Genomic DNA, 20,417 nt, shown 5'->3' with positions numbered 1-20,417 from the left:
CGCAACCATTCTCCGGACGGAGCGGGTCATCCCGTACACCCGCGCACGCGGGACGGCCCCCTCCCGGGTGGTCCGGGAGGGGGCCGTCTCCAGCGGGGGGACCGTCTCCTTCCGGGACGGCCACGGCAGGGCGGACGCGTGTGCCGAGCGGGCTACTTCACCCGCTGCACCGTCAGCTCCGCGATCCCCGGATGCGGCTTCGGCTTGCCGTCCTTCCCCTTGCCCTGGTCACCGTGCACCACGACCCGTACGTACCGGGCCGGCGTCTTTCCCGCGTATCCGGTCCCCGACCAGTGCTTTCCGTCCCGGGAGACCTGGACGTTGTAGTCCTTGGGCCGGGTCGTGTTCCAGTGCGGGGTGATCTGCCCGACGCGGGTGGTGCGGCCGAGGTCGACGGTGAGGGTGCCGTCCGCGGAGTCGGGCACCCAGGCGGTGGTGCCGTTGCCGTCCACCGCGGCGGCCGCGTACAGACCGGGCTCCTCGGACGTCGCCCTGGCGGACGTGCAGCGGGCCGCGTTCGAGGTGGCCGCCAGGTCCGGGCGGCGGGTCTTCAGGACGGCCGGCGCCCCCCGGCTGACGATCTTGTCGCCCTCCGGGGTCTCGATCCGCATCGGCGCACCGGCGGTCAGCCGCACGGTGGTCTGGTGGGCGCCGAGGGCGATGTCGTAGGTCCGTCCCTGCCAGTGCAGGCCGCGCAGGGTGACGCCCTGGGCGAGCTGCGGCGGCAGCATCGGGTCGAGGTGTACCGCGTTCTCCCGCAGCCGCAGCCCCGTCAGCCCGTGGGTGAAGGTCTGCAGGAAACCGCCCTTGCCGGTGAGGAAGTCCTGTGCGGGCTTGCCGGCGTGCGGGTCCTCGGCGCCGGCCTTCTCGCCGCGCGCCTCGGAGAACTGGTCGAACGGCCCGCGGACGAACGGCTGGATGGACCGCCTCAGGTAGGTGTACGTCGAGCAGCCGGGTTCGCCGATCCCGGCCGCGTCGATGGCGTGCACCGAGTCCGTCATGGCCGGGCCGTCCGGGTCGGTGTGCCCGGCGTAGAAGTCCAGCGTGCGGGCCGCCCGGTTCTGCGACATCGGCCATTCCAGCGGGTACATCAGCAGCACGGTGTCGGCCTGCTTGATGGTCGTGCCCTGGTATCCGGCGTACTGCTCGAAGATCTTCTTCTTGCTGTCGTAGGGGATGCGCAGCTTGTCGGCGATGGTGTTCCAGGAGGCCGGTGCCTGCCGGCCGAGGATCGCGGCGACCCGGGTGGCGTGGCGCAGCGCGGTGGCGGCGCCGGCGTTGGTGAAGACACCGTCGTTGACGCCGTTGCTGTACTCGTCCGGTCCGGCGACGTTCTTGACGGAGTAGCTGCCGTCGGCGTTGCGGGTGGCCCGTGAGGCCCAGAATTCGGCGATGCCCTTGAGGACCGGCCAGCCGCGGGACTTCAGCCAGGCGGTGTCCTTGGTGGCGAGGTAGTACTGCCAGGTGGCGAGGGAGATGTCGCCCATGAGGTGGTTCTGGGTCTTGCAGTGCGGCGGGTCCCAGCTGTGGCACTCGTTCCACAGGTCGCCCTTGCTGCCGCTGGTCCAGGGGTAGAACAGCCCCTTGTAGCCCAGCTTCGCGGCGTTGGCGCGGGCCCCGGCCCGGGTCTTGTAGCGGTAGTCGACGATCGACTTGGCGAGGTCGGGGTGGGCGGCGAGCAGGCCCGGGTACATCCAGGTCTCGGCGTCCCAGAAGACCTCACCGGCGTAGTTGTCGCTGGTCAGGCCGGTGGGGCCGATGCTGTTGCCGCTGCCGGCGCGGGTGGAGGAGAGCAGGCCGTACTGCGCCGAGCGCACCCAGGACTGCAGATCGCGCTTGCCCTTCACCTCGATGTCGCTGCGCCACAGCCGCTGCCAGGCGGCGGCGTGCCGGGCGAAGAGGGCGTCCCAGCCGCGGTCGGCGGCCCGGCGCGAGGCCGCGTCGGCGGCGGCGCGCGGGGAGCGGGAGGTGAGGGCGGTGTCCACGCCGACGTACTTCGTCAGCTCGTACGAGCGGCCGCTGCGGACCGGGAAGGAGACCCGCTGCCGGTTGCTGAGCCGGTCCGCCCGCGGCGCCGGTCCGGGGCGGCCCGCGCGCACCCCGGGCCCGGTGCGCAGGGTCGAGGCCACCGCGCCCTCGGTCTTCGTCCCGTCGGTGCGGAACCCGACGTCCATGGTGCGGCCGGAATCCCGGCCGCCGCCGGACTCCTTGGCGCGGGGCTCCTTGCCCCCGGATTCCTTACCGGCAGCGCCCTGCCCGCCGGCTTCCTCGCCGCCGGTGGCGGACCCGGCGCCGGACGCCGTCATCCGGCGGGCGCCGCGGCCGTCGAGGCGGTCGGTGACGGTGGCGTCGCCGCTCCAGTGGGGCGTCATCCGCAGGCGTACGGCGCCGGTGTGGGCGTCGTTGCGGTCGGCGAGCACGTCGTAGACCAGGTCGGTGGCGCGGCCGTCGGCGGCCGTCCAGGTCAGCGAGGTACGGACGAATCCGCAGCGCAGCGAGAGCGTCTGGCGGTAGTGCGAGATCCGGCCGGGTGGGGTGGCGGAGGAGAAGGTGTCGGGGTGCGCGCCGCCGGTGGTGACATCGAGGGCGGTCCAGGTGGGGAGGGCGGCGATGGCCTGCCGGCCCTGCACGCTCTTGGGTCCCTTGGCGTACAGGCCGGAGACGAAGGAGCCGTCGTACTCCGGCGTCTTCAGCGGCCAGCCGGTCGTGCCGCCGGGCGCGGCGTAGCCGGTGCCGTTGGGCGGCACCCGCTGTCCGAGGTAGCCGTTGCCGACGAAGGCGTGGTGGCTGTCCTTGGGGTCGATCTTGCTGCTGGTGGCGGTCCAGCCGTCGCTGCCGTCGCCCTTCATGCAAGGGCCCTGGGCGCCGTCGGCCCGCCGGGGCGCGGGCGCCGGTGCGGAGGCGGAGGCCGAGACCGGCGCGAGGATCGCGACCAGGGCCGTGGCGAGCAGCGGGGCGACCAGCTTGCGGGAGCGAGGCGCCACCGGCCCGGACGGTTGCCCGGCCGCGGGGTGCTCCGCCGGGGGCTGCGGGGGCGGGTCCACGGTGTGCTGTGCCGAATGTTCCATGGTTCTCCGTCGTATGTGCGCGCCCGTGCCGCACTACCGCGACACGGACATCACCTTGAACATCATCAGGCCCCCGCCTGCACGGCACCCTAGGCCGGTTCCCCCGTTCGGGTCACGGCCTTCCGGCCACGAAATTGTCCGGGCGCCCACCGAGCACCACCCCGTGGATCACGCGGATCCGGACTGCGGCTACACTTTTAGACTGACCAGTCAGATCAAAAGGGGAGGGGTGTTTGTGAACACCACCCGCCAGGGGGCGGCGGTCGACGCCAGGGGGATCGGAGTGGAGGGCCCGAGAGGGTGGGCCTTCCGGGGCATCGACATCTCCGCGGAACCGGGCACCCTGATCGCGGTCGAGGGCTCCTCGGGCTCCGGCCGCACCTGCCTGCTGCTGGCCCTCACCGGCCGGATGCGGATCACCGAGGGCACGGCGACGGTCGCCGGGCTCCCGCTGCCCCAGCGGATGGGTACGGTGCGCAGCCGTACCGCCATCGCCCACGTCCCGGGCGTCGTCGACCTCGAACCGGCCCTCACGGTCGGCGAACACCTCAGGGAACAGGCCCTGCTGGGCCACCGTTTCCAGGGCCTCGGCGCCTCGCTCCCCTGGAGCAAGCGCCACAAGGAGGCCACCCGGGCCCGGATCGACGCCGCGCTCGCCGCCGTCCGGCTCGACCCGGGCACCCTGCCCAAGGGGCTGCGGACGGCCGTACGCGATCTGGAGCGGATCGAGGCGCTGCGGCTCTCCGTCGCGCTCGGGGTCATGCACGGCCCGCGCCTGCTGGCCGTCGACGATGTGGACCTCAAGCTCTCCGAGGCCGAACGCGCCCAGGCCTGGCAGATGCTGCGGGACCTCGCGCTGGAGGGCACCACCGTCGTGGCGGCCGGCAGCGACGCACCGGCGGACGCCCTGGTGGTCCGCACCACGCGGACGAAGCCCGCAGCCGCGGCCGCGGCCCCCGCCAAGGACGAACCCTCCGCCCCCGCCAAGGGCGAACCCCGCACCGCCGAGCAGGACGAGCCGTCGGCCCCCGTCCAGGACGCGCCCCACACCACAGAGGAGGAAGCAGCGCATGCGTTCGCCGAGACTGGCCGCGCTTGAGCTCAAGCGGTTCGGCAGGGGAAAGCTTCCCCGCCTGGGCCTGGTCGCCCTGATGCTGATCCCGCTGCTCTACGGCGCCCTGTACCTGTGCTCCTTCTGGGACCCCTACAGCCGCCTGGACAAGATCCCGGTGGCCCTCGTCAACGACGACAAGGGCGCCACCACCGGCGGCAAGAAGATCACCGCGGGCGACGACCTGGCCGAAAACCTCAAGGACAGCAAGAAGTTCCACTGGGAGGATGTCAGCGCAGCGGACGCCGCCAAGGGCGTCGAGAACGGCACGTACTACCTCTCGCTGACCGTCCCCGAGGACTTCAGCGAGCGGATCGCCTCCAGCTCCGGGGACACCCCGCAGACGGGCGCACTCAAGGTCCGTACGAACGACGCCAACAACTACGTCGTCGGCTCGATCTCCAAGACGGTCTTCTCCGAGGTGCGTGCCAAGACCTCGGCCACCTCGGCGCGGGCCATGCTGGACAAGATCTTCATCTCGTTCTCCGATCTGCACGACAAGACCGCCGAGGCGGCGGACGGGGCCGGGAAGGTGGACAAGGGGGTCGGCTCGGCCAAGAAGGGCTCCGGTGACCTCGCGGACGGCCTCGGCAAGCTCAACGACGGCGCCGGCAAGGTCAGTCAGGGCGCCGGTGACCTGAGCAAGGGCGCCGCCACGGCCGTCGCCAAGGCCCGGGAGCTCAGCGCCGGCGCGGGCCGGGTCGCCGACGGCACCCAGCAGCTCGCCGAGAAGGTCCACGGCCTCGCCAAGAAGGACCTGCCCTTCCTGCGTGAGCACGGCAAGGAGATCGGCCGGGGCGCGCAGTTCGTCGCCGACGCCACCGAGACCATCGGCGACGTCCTCGACACCCTGCCGAACGACTCCGCCAAGGCCGCCACGCAGGCCCGCAAGAACGCCGACAACGCCGCGGAGATCTACCAGGACCGCTGCGGCGGGCTGCTGGACACCGACGCCGACTGCACCAAGCTGAAGGCGCTCGCGGACGGCAGCAAGGTGGCCGCCGACGCGGCGGAGAAGGTCAACGACGCCATCGCCGGGGCCGACTTCGGGCAGCTGCGCGGCAAGCTGCGCGAGATCCACCAGGGCGCGGAGATGGTCGCCGAGCAGGCACCGGGCATCGGGCAGCGCGCGGACACCGCGATCCGTCAGATCAACGCGCTCAACGCCGGGGCCCACAAGGTCTCCGAGGGCGCGGGTCTGTTCGCGAACGGCATCGGCACCCTGGCCGACGGCGCGGGCAAGGTCGCCGACGGCGCCGGCAAGGTCCACAGCGGCGTCGGCGCCGCCAAGGACGGCGCCGTCAAACTCACCGGCGGCCTCTTCAAGCTCAAGGACGGCACCAACCAGCTGGCCGACGGCCTGCACGACGGCGTCGCCAAGATCCCCGACTACAACAAGAAGGACCGCGACGACCGCACCAAGGTGATGGCCGACCCGGTCGAGCTGGCCGCCAAGTCGATGCACAAGGCGCCCAACTACGGCACCGGCCTGGCGCCGTACTTCATCCCGCTCTCCCTCTGGGTCGGCGCGATGGTCGCGTTCATGCTGCTCCAGCCGCTGGGCAAGCGCGCACTGGCCGCGGGCGCCCCGGGCTGGCGGATCGCCCTCGGCTCCTGGCTGCCGGCCTACGCCATCGGCGTGGTGCAGGTACTGGCCCTGATGGCCGTCCTGCACTGGGGCCTCGGCCTGGAGATGGCCCGCTCGGCCGGCACCGTCGGCTTCCTGCTGCTGGCCACGGCCTGCTTCACCGCCATCATCCAGCTGCTGGGCGCCTTCTTCGGCCCGGCCGGCCGGGTGCTGACCCTGGTCGTGCTGATGCTCCAGCTGACCTCGGCGGGCGGCACCTACCCGGTGCAGACCAGCCCCGGGTTCTTCGCCGCCATCCACCCGTTCCTGCCGATGAGTTACGTGGTCGACGGCCTGCGCCGGCTGATCACCGGTGGCGACCTGGCCATCGTCCAGCAGGGCTGTGTGGTCCTGGTGGTCTTCACCGTCGGCGCGCTGGCGCTCACCGCCCTCGCGGCGCGCAGCCGGCAGGTCGTACGGATGAAGGACCTGCACCCGGAACTCAGCCTGTGAGCGTGCTCCCGGGGCCCCGGGGCGGTGCCGTCGACGGCACCGCCCCGGGGGCTTCCCCCGTCACCCGCCGCACCTCGACCCGCCGCCGGCTCTTCGACGCCGCCGTGACCCTCATCGCGGAACAGGGCTTCTCCGCCACCACCGTCGACGAGATCGCCGACCGGGCGGGCGTCGCCAAGGGCACCGTCTACTACAACTTCGCCAGCAAGAGCGTCCTCTACGAGGAGCTGCTGCGGGACGGCATCGACCTGCTCGCCGACTCGCTGCGCCGGGCCGCCGACACCACGGCCGCCCGCGGCGGCACCCGGGTCGACGCCCTGGACGCCATGATCCGCGCGGGCCTGGACTTCATCGCCTGCTCCCCCGCCCTCATCCAGCTCTACGTCGCCGAACTCTGGCGCACCAACCGCACCTGGCGCGCCACCCTCACCTCCGTACGCGGCCGTGCCCAGTCCGTCGTCGAGGCCGTCCTGCGCGACGCCGTGGAGACCGGCGAACTCTCCGACGAGCTCGACATCCCCCTCACCGCCTCCGCCCTCCTCGGCATGGTGCTGGTGGCCGCCCTGGACTGGCAGTCCTTCCAGCCGGACCGCTCGGTCGAGGACGTGCATGCCGCGCTGTCGCGGCTGCTGCAGGGGCGGGTGGGGGCGGCCGGGCGCTAGCTCGCTCCTTCTCCCCTCCCCCCCGCGGCACGGCTGCCGCACGGACACCGGCCCGGTCGTGGACAACTGCCCACGACCGGGCCGGCCCCGTTCCCGCGGACTCGCCGGCCGGTGACCGGACGGGAGGTCAGGGCTCGACGACTCCTGCCTGGTCGCTGGACGGTGACAGGACCGCCGTCGGGGTGACCGCGCCGGCGAAGCTGACCTCGTAGCCGTGGTTGAGGAGGATGAGCGTCAGGGTGAGCGTCTCGTTCACCCGGGCGACGCCCTGGGCGTCGGTGTTGGCGATGCCCAGGACGTTGCTGCCGGCCTTGAACAGGATCGGCTGGCCCGGCACCGGAAGGCCGGTGACCTGGTCGGTCAGCGTGGCCGTCAGGAACGGGAAGTACACGTGCGGCGGGAACAGCTTCGTCAGCGCCGGGGTCGCGGTCAGCGAGGTGGCGTGGACGGGGACGACGTAGGTGAAGCCGCCCACCACGGTGACGCTGCCACCGGGGGTGGTGACGGTGACGTCCGCCGGGCCCGCCGCCCCGGGCGGAGTGGTGGCGGTGAGCTGCGTACCGGTGGAGTTGACGGTCACGCCGGTGGCGGGGTTACCGCCGATGTCGACGCTCGCCCCGGTCAGGTTGGTGCCGGTGATCGTCACCACCGTGCCGCCCGTGACGGGCCCCGAGTTGGGGGTGATGCTGCTGATCGTCGGGTCGAACTGGATGACGCTGACACTGCCCCCGGCGATGTTGGTGACGTAGACCTTGTTGTCGGGCGCGACCACCAGGGCGATCGGCTGGCTGCCGACGGGAATCGGGGCGCCGATGGTGGTGTTGGTGGTGGTGTCGATCACCGACACGTTGTTCGACCCGCGGTTGGCCGTGTAGGCGTTGCCGTCGGGGCCGACCGTGATGCCCCAGGGGTTGGTGCCGACGGGGATCGTGGTCGCGACCGTGTCCGTGGTGGTGTTGACCAACGACACGCTGTTCGACCCGATGTTGGCGACGTAGGCATCCCCGCTGGGGCCGATCGCCACGAAGTTCGGCTGGTTGAAGCCGGGGATCGTGGTGACGACGGTGGCGGTGGCGGTGTCGATCACCGTCACGCTGTTCCCGTTCCGGTTGGCGACATAGGCCTTGCCGTTGGGGGCGACCGCGATCCCGACCGGGCCGCTGCCGGTGGGGATCGCGGCGCCGACGGTGGTGTTGGTGGTGGTGTCGATCTGCTGCACGCTGCTCGCCGAGAAGCGGCTGACGTAGACGTTGCCGCTCGGGATGACCACCGCGGCGGAGGGGCCGCCGCTGAGGGGGATCGTGGTGAGGACGGTGCTGGTGGCGGTGTCGATCACCGTCACGTTGTTGGAGATGTTGTTGGGAACGTAGGCGTTGCCGTTGGGGGCGACGGTCAGCCAGGCCGGCGTGGTGCCGGTGGGGATCGCGGCGCCGATGACGGTGTCCGTGGCGGTGTCGATGGTGAACACGTTGTTCGACCCGGAGTTGGCGACGTAGAGGTCGCCGTTGGGGATGAACGCCAGCCCGACCGGGTTGGAGCCGACGGGGATGGTCGTGACCGCCAGGGCAGGTGCCGCCGCCGTCCGGCTCGCCTCCCGCGCCGTGGCGGCCGCCGGCACCTGTCCGGCGAGGAGAGCTGTCCGCAGCAGTTCCTGCTGCGGTGACTGAACGCTACTACTCATGTGGACCCCTTCGGAGGGGGCCGCAACCGGACCGGCAACCCCCGCCGCGCGGGGAGCAGCTCAGGTCCGGCGATCCCTGACCGGGCAGCGCACGCCACAGCACGACCACAGCTATGGCCACAGACCGCAGATCAGTCACCACAACACGGCGGGCTGCGCACCCCGAGGAGGGATGGGCAGCCCGTTGGTTCGGTAGAGGCCTCCTCCCCCTCGGGACGGGCGATGAAACCTCCCCGCGGGTGTCGTCAGGCGGTCAGGAGCCCTGATGCGTCGGCGCGAACATCCGCAGATGCGCCGGGAGGACGACGACCGAGGGGCCGGGGGCGGCCAGCGCCGCCGCCAGGTCCGTACGGAGCCGGTCCGGGGCCGTACGGACCGCGGGGACGCCGAACGACTCGGCCAGCGCCACGAAGTCCGGCCGGGTGAGTTCGGTCGCGGTGGGCGCGCCGAAGGCGTCGGTCATGTACTCGCGCAGGATGCCGTACCCGCCGTCGTCCACGATGAGCCAGGTCACCGGCAGGTCGTACTGCCGGGCGGTGGCCAGTTCGGCGATCGAGTACATCGCGCCGCCGTCGCCGGACACCGCCAGGACCGGCCGCGCCGGGTCGGCGACGGCCGCGCCCAGCGCCGCCGGGAAGCCGTAGCCCAGTCCGCCGGCGCCCTGGGCGGAATGCAGCGCGTTGGTGCCCCGCGGGTCGAAGGCGGACCAGGCCCAGTAGGCGAGGATCGTCATGTCCCAGCAGCTGACCGCGCCGTCGGGAAGCGCGCCCCGCACCGAGGCCAGCACCTGCTGCTCCAGGTCCAGATGCTGTCCGGCGAGCCGGTCGCGGACGCGGGCCAGGAGGCCGGACACGGCGGCCTCGGGGGAGGGCTCATGGCCGTTTCCGGGCGCGCCCGCACCGGTCCCGGGCGCGGCTGCCCCGGCTCCTGCCGGGGTGGGCGCTGTGGCGTTCCCGGGGCGGCCGGCCGCCCCGGCCTCCCGCTCCCCCACCTCCTTGACCAGCGCGGCCAGCGCCGCCCTGGCATCCGCGTGGATGCCCAGCGCGGCGTGGTTCGACTCCAGCTTGCCGAGGTCCGCCTCGATCTGTACGACGCGGCCGAGCGGCCGGAACGTGTGGTAGTTCGAGGAGAGTTCGCCCAGTCCCGAGCCGACGACCAGGAGGGTGTCCGCGTCCTCCAGGAAGGCCGTGGTGTGGCGGTCCTCCAGCCAGGACTGGAGGGAGAGCGGGTGCTCCCACGGGAAGGCGCCCTTGCCGCCGAAGGTGGTGGCCACCGGTGCCCGCAGCCGCTCGGCCAGCGCCAGCAGCTCCGCCTCGGCCCCGGCCCGTACGACTCCGCCGCCCGCCAGGATCACCGGCCGCCGGGCCCCGGTGAGCCGGTCCGCCGCCGCCGCGATCAGCTCGGGCCGCGGCAGCAACTCCTTCGGGGCGGCGACGAGCCGGTCCACCGGCGGTACGTCGGCCGCCGCCAGCAGGACATCCTGCGGGATCTCCAGCCACACCGGTCCGTGCGGGGTGCCCAGCGCCGACTCCCAGGCGGCGGCCACCGCCGAGGGGATCTGCGAGGCCGTACGCGCCGTGTGGACGGACTTGACCACGCCGCGGAACGAAGCACTCTGATCGGTGAGTTCATGGAGGTAGCCATGGCGGCCGCCGCCGATCCCGGCCAGCGGCACCTGACTGCCGATGGCCAGTACGGCGGCGGACCCGGCCGCCGCCTCCTGCAGCGCGGCCAGCGTCATCAGCGCGCCCGGCCCGGTGGACACCAGCAGCGGAGCGACCCCGTGCGTGGTCCTGGCGTACGCATCGGCGGCGAAGCCCGCGTTGTTCTCCACCCGCAGCCCCACGTAGCGCAGCGCGGAGCGGCGCAGCGCGTCGAACACCCCGAGCGCGTGCTGCCCCGGCAGCCCGAAGACGGTGTCGGCGCCGAGCGCGGCCAGCGACTCGACGACCAGGTCACCGCCGTTGCGCCGGTGTTGCGCGGGCGGGGGCGTGGGGGTGGCGGTGCTCATGGGGATGCGTGCCTTCCTGGGTGGGGCATCTGCGGGAGCTGCAGGGGATACGGGAGCCGCGGGGGGTGCGTACGGGCGGACGGGCGGACGGGCCGGGGCCCGGGTGCGGAGGGGCCGGGGCCCGGGTGCGGACGGGCCGGGGTCCGGGTCAGGCTCGCCCGGTGACGGGGAAGAAGGTCAGTACCCGGGCCACCGCCACGGAGGTGTCGCCGGCCTCGTCGTCCTCCGGGTCCTCACTCTCCGGATCGTCCCCGTCCGCGGCGCCGTCCGGCCGTCCGGCCAGCCGGGCCCGCCAGGCCGTCAGCACCTGCGGGTCCGTCGGCTCGGTGGCCAGGCTGACCGCCACATACGCCACGAGCGAGGCGATCAGCCCGTAGTAGATCGGCTCGTTGGCGAGGACACCGAGCCAGACCATCAGGCCGATGACGGTCAGGCCGCCGACCGCGACCGAGGCGAGCGCGCCGGCGGCGTTGCCCCGCTTCCACAGCAGTCCGCCGAGGATGGGCACCAGCAGGCCGCCGACGAGGACGTTGTAGGCGAGGGTGAGCGCTTCGACGACGTCGTTCAGCGCGATCGCGATGACGATGACCGCGAGGCCCATGAGGAGGATGAAGACGCGGTTGCCCCGCACCTCGTCGTGCGGCTCGTCGTGCGCCGCGTGGTGTGCCTCGGTCCCGCTCCTGTCGCTGTGTGCCCCGGTCCCGTTCCCGGTGCGCTCCGCCCCGGGCGCCCGGCCGGCGCCGGCGAACTCCCCCGGCGCCGGCCGGCGCCGCACCGCGGCGGCACGCTTCACCCGCGCCCAGATGTCGTTGTTGGCGACCGTGGCGCAGGCGATCAGCGCGCCCGAGGACGTGGACATCACCGCGGACAGCGCCGCCGCCAGCACCAGCCCGCGCACCCCCACCGGCAGCGCATCCTTGACGATCGTCGCGAAAGCGTCATCCGGGCTGCCCAGACGGGGGTAGAGCACCTTGGCCGCGGTGCCGATCACCGCACCGGCCAGCGCGTAGGCCAGACAGTACGTACCGGCCGCGGTGCCGCCGAGGCGCGCCACCTTGTCGCCGCGCGCGGTGAACACCCGCTGCCAGATGTCCTGCCCGATCAGCATGCCGAACGAATAGATCAGGACGTAGGTGAAGACCGTCTGCCCGCCGATGCCGAGCGGGGCGAAGTAGTCGTCCGGCAGCTGCGCCTTCATCGCCGCGAAACCGCCCGCCTTGATGACGGCGATGGGCAGCAGGAGCAGGAGCACACCGATCGTCTTGACGACGAACTGGACCATGTCGGTGAGGGTGATCGACCACATGCCGCCGAGCGTCGAGTAGGCGACGACGATCGCCCCGCCGAGGATGATCGACAGCGTGCGGTCCATGCCGAAGAGCACATCGAAGATGGTCGCGTAGGCGATGGTCGAGGTCACCGCCAGCATCAGCGTGTAGGCCCACATCACCACGCCGGAGATGATCCCGGCGGAGCCGCCGTAGCGCAGGTCCAGCATCTCGGAGACCGTGTAGACCTTCAGCCGGGCGATCCGGGCCGAGAAGAAGACACTCAGCGCGAGGAGTCCCAGGCCGATGGTGAAGACCATCCAGGCGCCGGACAGGCCGTATTGGTAGCCCAGTCCCACACCGCCGATGGTGGAGGCGCCGCCGAGGACGATCGCCGCCATGGTGCCGGAGTACATCACGGGCCCGAGGCGGCGGCCCGCGACCAGGAAGTCGCTCTTGGATGTGGCGCGCCGCATCCCCCACCAGCCCATGGCGAGCATTCCGGCCAAATAGAGCACGATCACCGCATAGTCGACAGCCATGGGCCATCCCTTCCAACTGCGCCTGGGGAGAGGGGAGAAGCGAGGGTGTGGGGATGCGGGGGGTGGCGTCGAGGCGGCGGGCGCTTGGCGAGCGGGGGTCCCGTCCAAGCGCCTCGCCTCGGTGGTTGACCCTAGAAGGCGCGAAGGCCACGCTGAAGTGTACGTTTCAACCATTCGCCACCTCCGATGTGGATGGTCCGCACATGCCGCCGCGCCCCCTCCCCCCGCCGTCCACCCCACCGGTGCCACTGACGGAGCTCCTTGCCCGCACGGATCTGGGCCTGCGCCAGATCGCCGGCCCGCGCGAGGGCGTCGCGATCCACTGGGTGCACACGTCCGAAATGGCCGACCCGGTGCCGTACCTCCTGGGCGGCGAGATGCTGCTGACGGCGGGCCTGCACCTGACGGAGGTGACGGGGGAGGCGGGCGCGGCGGGGGCAGGTGCGGCGGGGGCAGGCGCCACCCCGGGCCACCCCACCCCCGGCCACCCTGCGCTCGCCCCTCCCGCCCGCGACCGTCCCGCCCTCGACGCCTACCTCGACGGTTATGCCGCCCGGACCGTCGCGGCCGGTGCCGCCGCCCTCGGCTTCGGGATCGCGCCGGTGCACGACACCGTCCCCCGGGCTCTGGTGGCCGCCTGCGACCGGCACGGCCTGCCGCTGGTCGAGGTTCCGGCGGACACCCCGTTCACCGCCGTCGAGAGCGCCGTGTGGCAGGCGGTCACGGAGGCCCGGCACCGCGAGCTGACCCGGCTCAGTGAGGCGCAGCGCGCGCTGGCCGCGGCCGCCGCCCGCCCCGATCCGGCGAGCGCCGTGCTGCGCGCACTGGCCCGCCATGTGCACGGCTGGACCGCACTGTTCGCCCCGGACGGCACGGAAGCCGGCTTTGCCGGCCCCCGCCCCACCACCGCCGCCCGGGCCGCGGCCCGCCGTCTCGCGCAGGTCGTCGGCACCGGCGGCCGGTCCTCGGCGACCGACGCCGTCCCCGGCAGCTCGCTGTCCGCCTACGCCCTGACGGGACGCGCCCGCGGCAGCCGGGCGCTCGCCCTGGTGGTCGCCGCGGATCCGCACGACCCGCCCGCGCACACCATCGCGGGCGTCGCCGCCGTACTCCTCTCACTGATCACCGGCCCGCCCACCGACCACGCGCCGGCCGCCGCGGGGCACGCGGCGGCCCTGGTCCGGCTGCTCCTCGGCGCCCGTCCGGCCGACGTCGCCCCGCTCCTCGGCTCTCCCCTCTGGACCGTCGTCCACGCCGAACGCCGCCGTGACACCACGGAGTCGGCGGCCTCGCTGGCCGCAGCCCTGGGCACCCCGCTCGTCGACCCGGACTCCGGAGGCGGGCCGGCCGCGCCCCCTGAGCCGCGCCCCGGCCCCGAGGCGGCGGCCGCCCCCGGCGCCGCGCCCGCCCTGCGCGCCCTGGTCCCCGCCGGCCAGGAGGTCACCGCGCACCCCGGCTGGACACTCGGCGTCAGCGAGCCCGTCCCCGTCGCGGAGCTGCCGGCCGCCGACCGGCATGCCGCCTCCGCCCTGCGCCGCGCCCTCGCGGGCCGCGCCGCCCTGGTCCGCCATCGCACCCCCGGCCCCCACAGCATCACCTCGCTCGTCGCCCCCACGGAGGCCCAGCAGCACGCCCAAGCCCTGCTCGCCCCACTGGCCGGCTCCCCGCCGCTCCTCTCCACCCTCCACAACTGGCTCTCCTTGCACGGAAGTTGGGACCGCACCGCAACCGCCCTCGGCATCCACCGCAACACCGTCCGCCAGCGCATCACCCGTATCACCGGCCTCCTCGACACCGATCTGGACGACCCCGACGTCCGCATGGAACTGTGGTTCGCCCTCCGCTCGCTCGACCGGGGCGCGGCACCGGGCTGACGACCGACCGCAGCGGCGGGGCTCCGGCAGCGACCGGGGTCCAAGGAGCCTCCGGCTCACCTCACCGGGCGGAGACCTTGTGGACGGCGGTGTCGTCCGGCTCCAGCCGCCGCCCGTCGGCGGAGAGCACTTCCAGGGCGCGAAGGCGCTGCCCCTCCCGGCGGTCGACCAGCCGGGAATGCGCTTCGCCAGGCCCGAAGAAGTGCTCTTCGCCCCACTGCCGCAGCGCCACGATGACGGGGAAGAGCGCCTTGCCCTTCGGCGTCAGTACGTACTCGCGGTAGGCGCTGCCGTCGGAGGCGGGGACGGATTCGAGGACGCCACCGGCGACCAGGGTGCGCAGTCGCGCGGTGAGGATGTTCTTCGCCACGCCCAGGCTGCGCTGGAACTCCCCGAAGCGCCGGCTCCCGTCGAAGGCGTCCCGCACGATCAGCAGGGACCACCAGTCGCCGATCGCGTCCACCGACCGGGCGACGGGACATTCACTGTCATCGAAACGCGTCCTGGTCACCATGGCGCCCCTCACCCTCCCCTTCCCCCGCCGAAAATGGTTGCAACATGCTACCAAACCGGCCTACCGTCTCCCCGTCGCCATTGGTGGCAAGTTGAAACCAGACTTCCGAGGGGTGCCGATGTCCGCCAACCGAACCGACAACCGAACCGGCAAGGGGCCAGGCGACGGTCCCGGCAACGGCGAGGCGGTGACCCGGCACCGGCACCGACCTCGGCGCCGCCCACCTCGCACCGAGGCCCGAAGCGCCGAGGAGGGCTCCGCTTCGGGCCCGTCCTCCCTCTCCCGCGGCCTCGTCATCCTGTTCGCCGTCGCCTGCGGGACGGTGGTGGCCAATGTGTACTTCTCCCAGCCGCTCCTGGTGACCATGGGCCACGATCTCGCCATGAGCCCGGCACTCGTCGGCAGCGTGGTCACCCTCACGCACGTCGGATACGGGCTCGGGCTCTTCTTCCTCGTGCCGCTGGGCGACATGACCGTCCGCAGACGGCTGATCGTGGCCCAGTTACTGCTCCTGGTGGCGGCGCTGGCCGTGGTGGCCGCCGCCCCCACGGCTGCGGTCCTGCTCACGGGCATGGCGGCAACCGGGCTGCTCGCGGTCGTCACGCAGACGCTGGTGGCCTTCGCGGCCTCACTGGCCCCTCCCGCCGGGCGCGGCCGGGTCGTCGGTCTGGTCACCAGCGGCGTGGTGACCGGCATCCTGCTCGCCCGCACCGCGTCCGGCCTGCTGGCCGATCTCGCGGGCTGGCGCTCCGTCTACCTCGTCTCGGCGTCGCTCACCGCGCTGCTCGCCCTGGTCCTGTACCGGGTGCTGCCGCGCCACCGTGCCGCTCCGCCGGCACCCCTGCGCTACGGAGAGCTCCTGCGCTCCACGATCACCCTGTTCGCGCGGGAACCACTGCTGCGGCTCCGTGCCCTGTTCGGCCTGCTGGTCTTCGCCGCCTTCAGCACCCTGTGGAGCAGCGTCGCGCTGCCGCTCAGCGAGGCCCCGTACTTCCTGTCCCACAGCGCGATCGGGGCGCTGGGGCTGATCGGTGTCGCGGGCGCCCTGGCCGCGACCGCGGCGGGCCGCCTGAACGACCGCGGACTCTCCCGGCGGACCACCGGCATCGCCCTGGCCCTGCTCGCCGCCTCGTGGCTGCCCCTGGCCTTCACCCGCAGCTCCCTGTGGGCCCTGGTCGTCGGGGTGATCCTGCTCGACCTCGCCGTGCAGGCGGTCCATGTCACCAACCAGACCCTGATCCACGCGCTGCACCCGGAAGCGGGCAGCCGGCTGATCGGCGGCTACATGGTCTTCTACTCCCTCGGCAGCGCCACCGGCGCCCTCGCCGCGACCTCCCTCTACACGGTGGCCGGCTGGGGCGCCGTCTGCGCACTGGGGGCCGCCTTCAGCTGCCTCGGGCTGGCGCTGTGGGCGTGCACGGCGCCAGCCGCACTCACGAACGTGAGCAACGCCGCCCGGCCCGCCACGGAGTCCGTGCCGGACCGGGCGCCGTCGCCCGTTGCCGGGACAGCGGGGCCGGCCTCTGCTCCCCCTGCCGCGCCTACTTCCCCTCCTGCCCCTCCCGCCCCGCCGCGATCTGCCGCGACATGATCGTCGTCAGCTCGTACGCCGTGTGGGAGGCGGCCACGCAGGTGATCTCCGCGTGGTCGTACGCCGGGGCGACCTCGACGACGTCCGCCGAGACCAGGTTGCAGGAGGACAGCCCGCGCACGATCTCCAGCAGCTCGCGGGAGGTGAGCCCGCCGGCCTCGGGGGTGCCGGTGCCGGGCGCGTGGGCCGGGTCCAGGACATCGATGTCGATGGAGATGTAGAGCGGACGGTCGCCGATGCGCTGGCGCAGCTGGTCGGCGACCTCGTCCACCCCGCGCCGCATGACATCCGCGGACGTGACGATGCCGAAGCCCATCTTCTCGTCCTCGTCGAGGTCCTTCTTGCCGTAGAGCGGACCGCGGGTGCCGACGTGGGAGAGCGCGGAGGTGTCGAGGATGCCCTCCTCGACGGCGCGGCGGAACGGGGTGCCGTGGGTGTACTCGGCGCCGAAGTAGGTGTCCCAGGTGTCCAGGTGGGCGTCGAAGTGCAGCAGCGCGACCGGGCCGTGCTTCTTGGCGACCGAGCGCAGGAGCGGGAGGGCGATGGTGTGGTCGCCGCCGAGGGTCATCATGCGGGCGCCGGAGGCGAGCAGGTCGTCGGCCGCGGCCTCGACCGTCTCCACGGCCTCGTTGATGTTGAAGGGGTTGGCGGCGATGTCACCGGCGTCGGCGACCTGCGCCAGCGCGAAGGGGGACGCGTCCTGGGCCGGGTTGTAGGGGCGCAGGAGGCGGGACGCCTCGCGGATGGCGTTGCCGCCGAAGCGGGCGCCGGGGCGGTAGGAGACACCGGTGTCGAAGGGGACACCGACGACGGCCACGTCGGTCCGGCCGCCGACCTCGTCGAGGCGGGGCAGCCGGGCGAAGGTCGCGGGCCCGGCGTAACGCGGAATACGGGAGGAGTCGACGGGGCCCACGGGCCCGTTGGATGCGCTGGCTGCGGTGGTCATGAGCCGAGAGTAGGGAGCACCGGGCGGCCTGGCCCATGGACATTTGCGTGGTCGAGGACGCGACTGTTGGACGTTTTGGCCAGTCGGCCGGGCTCCGAGTGCGCCTCGGTAGCGGGGCTGGGCACCCTGCCCCCGTGCCGCGCGCAGGGGCCGCGGCGCCCACGCCCCCCGGACGCCCCCGGACACCCCCACGACACCCCCCGTGTCCGGGCTGCGGAACTCCGCCGCCCCGGAACAGGTGTACGGGCACAATGGGCGCTATGCCGATAGCCTCCGCAGCCGCCGCCCCCTCCCGCGCCGAACTCGTCGACCATCTCGTACGCACCAGGATCGCCGGTGAGGTCGCCACTCCCCGCGAGAACAACCTCTCCCACTACCGCAGACTCGCCAACGGCGAGCGCCACTACTGGTTCGGCCTGGAGTTCGGCGACCGCTGGACGGACGAGCAGGATGTGCTGGCCGTGATGGCGGAGCGCTGCGGGGTGGTCGACGACCCGCACCACCGGCAGGGGCAGGACACCATCGACCCCGAGCTGACCGTGGACGCACTGGACCGGGCGGCCGCGGTGCTGCGCAAGGCGGCGGCCGACGGGCAGCGGGTGCTGTTCGCGACCGGCCACCCGGGCGGGCTGCTCGATGTGCACCGGGCGACGGCCGAGGCGCTGCGCGCGGCGGGCTGCGAGATCGTCGTCATCCCGGACGGGCTGCGGGCGGACGACGGCATGGTCTTCCAGTTCGGCGACGTGGCGATGCTGGAGCGCGGCGCGACGCTGTGGCATACCCACTCCCCCGAGCCGATGGCCGCGATCCTCGACGGCCTGGAGCGCGACGGCCGGCCGCTGCCGGATCTGGTGATGGCCGACCACGGCTGGGCGGGCTGCGCCGGCCAGCGCGGCATCGACGCGGTCGGCTTCGCGGACTCCAACGACCCGGCCCTGTTCCTGGCCGAGTCCGAGGGCACCGTCCAGGTGACCATCCCCCTGGACGACCACGTCCTGAGCCCTCGGCATTACGACCCGCTGACGGCTTACCTGCTGGACGCGGCGGGGTTGGTGGGCTGAGGGGATCCGGCTGAGCGGGCCGGCCGGCAAAGCCCCCTGAAGCGGAACCGGTCCGGTGGGCTCGGACTCAGCGAACGGACTCGACCATCGCCCTCAGGACCGGTGAGGGCGGCATTTCCTCGTCCGACACCGGGAAGGTCGGCGGTCGTCCAGCCCACCACCGCTGTTGGCCCATTCCAGGGCGCTCAGGGGCGCACGCGAATGACGGTCTTGCCCTTGCGCCGCTCGGTCGGGTTGAGCGCAGGGACGGCGTCGTCGAGGGTCGCGACGGTTCCGATGTGCGTGCGAAGGCGCCCGTCCCGCACCCGGTCGACGATCTCCACCAGCTGACTCGGAACGGACTCGACGACGAAGTCGACCGCCAAGCCGTCGACTGGGCGAGCCTCAACAGGCCCGACCACCGACACCAGCGTCCCGCCAGGCCGGATGATTCTCGCCGAGCGCCTTTGGATGTCAGCGCCGATGACATCAAAGACCACGTCGACCCCGCCGATGTCGTCGAGGTCCTCGGTGGCGAGGTCGAGAAACTCGTTCGCGCCGAAGTCGAGCGCCGCCTGGCGGTCCGCCGCCCGCCCGGTACCGATGACGTAGGCGCCGAACTCCCGGGCGAGCTGCGTAACCACAGACCCGACCGCGCCGGCGGCGCCGTGTGCGAGGACGCTCTGCCCCGCCTGAAGACGACCGTGCTGGAACAGACCTTGCCACGCGGTCAGGCCGGAGATCGGCAGGCTCGCACCGACCGTGAAGTCGACGTTCCCCGGCAGCGGCGCCAGGTTGCGTGCCTCCACGGCCGCGTACTCGGCCAGGGTTCCATCGCGGTGCCAGTCCGTGACCCCGAACACCCGCTGTCCCAGCGAGAGCCCCGTCGTGCCGTAGCCGAGGGAGGTGACCACTCCGGCGAACTCGTGGCCGATGATCGCCTGGGCTCGATCGCGACCGGCGCGATCGACCCACGTCGAGGGCCACTCCCACGCCGCGGGGACGAAGCCCGACGCATGGACTTCAACGACGACGTCGTTGATCGCCGGCGTCGGCTCAGGCCGCTCCGCGAGTGTGATCCCGGCTGCTTCCGCGGCCGGATCCGTCGCGACGATTGCCTTCACTGGTACCTCCGTATATCTCGTGCTCGCCGGCTCTGTGCGCCGCCCAAGCCATGGAGTGGGCTGATTGGCCCACAGAGGAACGGCAACAAGATTCGGCACCACAGACGGATGGACCACTGAAACGCGTCGAGTCCAACCCGGAGCTCGACAAGCACCACACACCCAGGGCAGCAACACCCACCCACGCGCTAGTCTCACGGCGATGTCGTATACGACATCGGTACGACACGGCTCGTGCGATTACGGCATCAGCCCCCGGGTGGAGCCGCGCTGGTCCATACGCCGGACACCCACGGACGGAAGGCTGGGCCATGCGGAAACTGATCTACGGCATGAACCTGACTCTGGACGGCTACATCGCCGCGGCCGGCGACGACATCGGCTGGAGCGGACCGCCGAGCCACGAGCTGTTCCAGTGGTGGCTCGACCACGAGCAGGCGAGTGGCCTGTCGCTGTACGGGCGCAAGCTATGGGAGACGATGAGCTCCTACTGGCCGACCGGAGACCAGCAGCCCCACGCCACCCCGGCGGAGATCGAGTTCGCGCGGAACTGGCGGGACACGCCGAAGGTGGTGTTCTCCTCGACGATCGACAAGGTCGACTGGAACACCCGCCTGGTCACCGGCGACGCGATCGCCGAGATCACCCGGCTCAAGGCCGAGGACGGCGGCCCAATGAACATCGGCGGCGCAACGCTCGCCGGGGCGGCCATGCGCGCCGGGCTGATCGACGAGTACGTGATCGCCGCCCATCCGGTCCTGGTGGGCGGCGGCACACCGTTCTTCACCGCGCTGGACAGCTGGGTGAACCTGAACCTGGTGGAGACGCGGACGTTTCCCGGCGGCGTGGTCCTGACCAGGTACGAGACGAGACGCTGAGCAGCTTCCCGCTGTCTCACGGCTTGG

Annotated in this window: 14 protein-coding genes; 7 read left to right on the top strand and 7 right to left on the bottom strand. The window is 72.6% G+C overall.

Going from position 1 to position 20,417, the window contains the following annotated elements; genetic code table 11:
- Positions 1-152 precede the first annotated feature (152 nt).
- Positions 153-3,068, bottom strand: coding sequence for a discoidin domain-containing protein (locus ABZ851_RS05350; RefSeq protein WP_361122430.1), 2,916 nt, complete (start codon positions 3,066-3,068; stop codon positions 153-155).
- A 235-nt stretch (positions 3,069-3,303) separates the two neighbouring features.
- On the opposite strand from ABZ851_RS05350, the gene ABZ851_RS05345 reads away from it, so the two are divergent.
- Genes ABZ851_RS05345 through ABZ851_RS05335 form a run of 3 tightly spaced genes read left to right on the top strand, consistent with a single transcriptional unit; the run spans position 3,304 to position 6,921 of the window.
- The gene (locus ABZ851_RS05345; protein WP_361122426.1) at positions 3,304-4,167 is read left to right on the top strand and encodes an ATP-binding cassette domain-containing protein; all 864 of its coding nucleotides are present in this window, start codon (positions 3,304-3,306) and stop codon (positions 4,165-4,167) included.
- A complete protein-coding gene (locus ABZ851_RS05340) occupies positions 4,139-6,259 on the top strand; it encodes a YhgE/Pip domain-containing protein (RefSeq protein ID WP_361122423.1) in 2,121 nt (706 codons plus the stop codon). The genes ABZ851_RS05345 and ABZ851_RS05340 overlap by 29 nt, the downstream gene beginning before the upstream one ends.
- Before the next feature lie 2 nt (positions 6,260-6,261).
- Positions 6,262-6,921 carry a TetR/AcrR family transcriptional regulator gene (locus tag ABZ851_RS05335; protein ID WP_361122420.1) on the top strand — a complete coding sequence of 220 codons (660 nt, stop codon included), beginning with the start codon at positions 6,262-6,264 and terminating at the stop codon, positions 6,919-6,921.
- A gap of 127 nt (positions 6,922-7,048) precedes the next feature.
- Here the strand turns inward: ABZ851_RS05335 and ABZ851_RS05330 are convergent, their stop codons facing one another.
- The 3 genes from ABZ851_RS05330 to ABZ851_RS05320 all read right to left on the bottom strand — a co-directional run bounded on the left by ABZ851_RS05330 (position 7,049) and on the right by ABZ851_RS05320 (position 12,423).
- Positions 7,049-8,602 (bottom strand): IPT/TIG domain-containing protein, encoded by a 1,554-nt coding sequence (locus ABZ851_RS05330; RefSeq protein ID WP_361122417.1) that lies wholly within the window; start codon positions 8,600-8,602, stop codon positions 7,049-7,051.
- A 253-nt stretch (positions 8,603-8,855) separates the two neighbouring features.
- Entirely contained in the window at positions 8,856-10,613 is a 1,758-nt protein-coding gene (locus ABZ851_RS05325) for a thiamine pyrophosphate-binding protein (protein WP_361122414.1), read from the bottom strand.
- A gap of 148 nt (positions 10,614-10,761) precedes the next feature.
- A complete protein-coding gene (locus ABZ851_RS05320) occupies positions 10,762-12,423 on the bottom strand; it encodes a sodium:solute symporter (RefSeq protein ID WP_361122411.1) in 1,662 nt (553 codons plus the stop codon).
- 203 nt (positions 12,424-12,626) lie between these two features.
- Here ABZ851_RS05320 and ABZ851_RS05315 point away from each other — a divergent pair, with 203 nt between their 5' ends.
- Positions 12,627-14,297 carry a helix-turn-helix domain-containing protein gene (locus tag ABZ851_RS05315; RefSeq protein WP_361122408.1) on the top strand — a complete coding sequence of 557 codons (1,671 nt, stop codon included), beginning with the start codon at positions 12,627-12,629 and terminating at the stop codon, positions 14,295-14,297.
- A gap of 61 nt (positions 14,298-14,358) precedes the next feature.
- Here the strand turns inward: ABZ851_RS05315 and ABZ851_RS05310 are convergent, their stop codons facing one another.
- Entirely contained in the window at positions 14,359-14,811 is a 453-nt protein-coding gene (locus ABZ851_RS05310) for a helix-turn-helix domain-containing protein (protein ID WP_361122405.1), read from the bottom strand.
- 118 nt (positions 14,812-14,929) lie between these two features.
- Here ABZ851_RS05310 and ABZ851_RS05305 point away from each other — a divergent pair, with 118 nt between their 5' ends.
- The gene (locus ABZ851_RS05305) at positions 14,930-16,402 is read left to right on the top strand and encodes an MFS transporter (protein ID WP_361122402.1); all 1,473 of its coding nucleotides are present in this window, start codon (positions 14,930-14,932) and stop codon (positions 16,400-16,402) included.
- Here the strand turns inward: ABZ851_RS05305 and speB are convergent.
- The gene (gene speB, locus ABZ851_RS05300) at positions 16,353-17,348 is read right to left on the bottom strand and encodes an agmatinase (protein ID WP_361122399.1); all 996 of its coding nucleotides are present in this window, start codon (positions 17,346-17,348) and stop codon (positions 16,353-16,355) included. The two genes, ABZ851_RS05305 and speB, sit on opposite strands and share 50 nt — an antisense overlap.
- Positions 17,349-17,608: 260 nt before the next feature.
- On the opposite strand from speB, the gene ABZ851_RS05295 reads away from it, so the two are divergent.
- Positions 17,609-18,409: a phosphatase gene (locus ABZ851_RS05295; protein WP_361122396.1), complete on the top strand. Its 801-nt coding sequence runs from the start codon at positions 17,609-17,611 to the stop codon at positions 18,407-18,409.
- A gap of 185 nt (positions 18,410-18,594) precedes the next feature.
- Here the strand turns inward: ABZ851_RS05295 and ABZ851_RS05290 are convergent, their stop codons facing one another.
- Positions 18,595-19,512, bottom strand: a complete 918-nt coding sequence (locus ABZ851_RS05290; RefSeq protein ID WP_361122393.1) for an NADP-dependent oxidoreductase — start codon at positions 19,510-19,512, stop codon at positions 18,595-18,597.
- 311 nt (positions 19,513-19,823) lie between these two features.
- On the opposite strand from ABZ851_RS05290, the gene ABZ851_RS05285 reads away from it, so the two are divergent.
- Positions 19,824-20,390 (top strand): dihydrofolate reductase family protein, encoded by a 567-nt coding sequence (locus tag ABZ851_RS05285; RefSeq protein ID WP_361122390.1) that lies wholly within the window; start codon positions 19,824-19,826, stop codon positions 20,388-20,390.
- Positions 20,391-20,417: the final 27 nt, after the last annotated feature.

This window comes from Streptomyces sp. NPDC047049 (genome assembly GCF_040643995.1).
GTDB classification, from domain to species: domain Bacteria; phylum Actinomycetota; class Actinomycetes; order Streptomycetales; family Streptomycetaceae; genus Streptomyces; species Streptomyces mooreae.
Note: the sequence above shows the minus strand (reverse complement) of the source record. Positions and strands in the feature narration are given on the sequence as shown.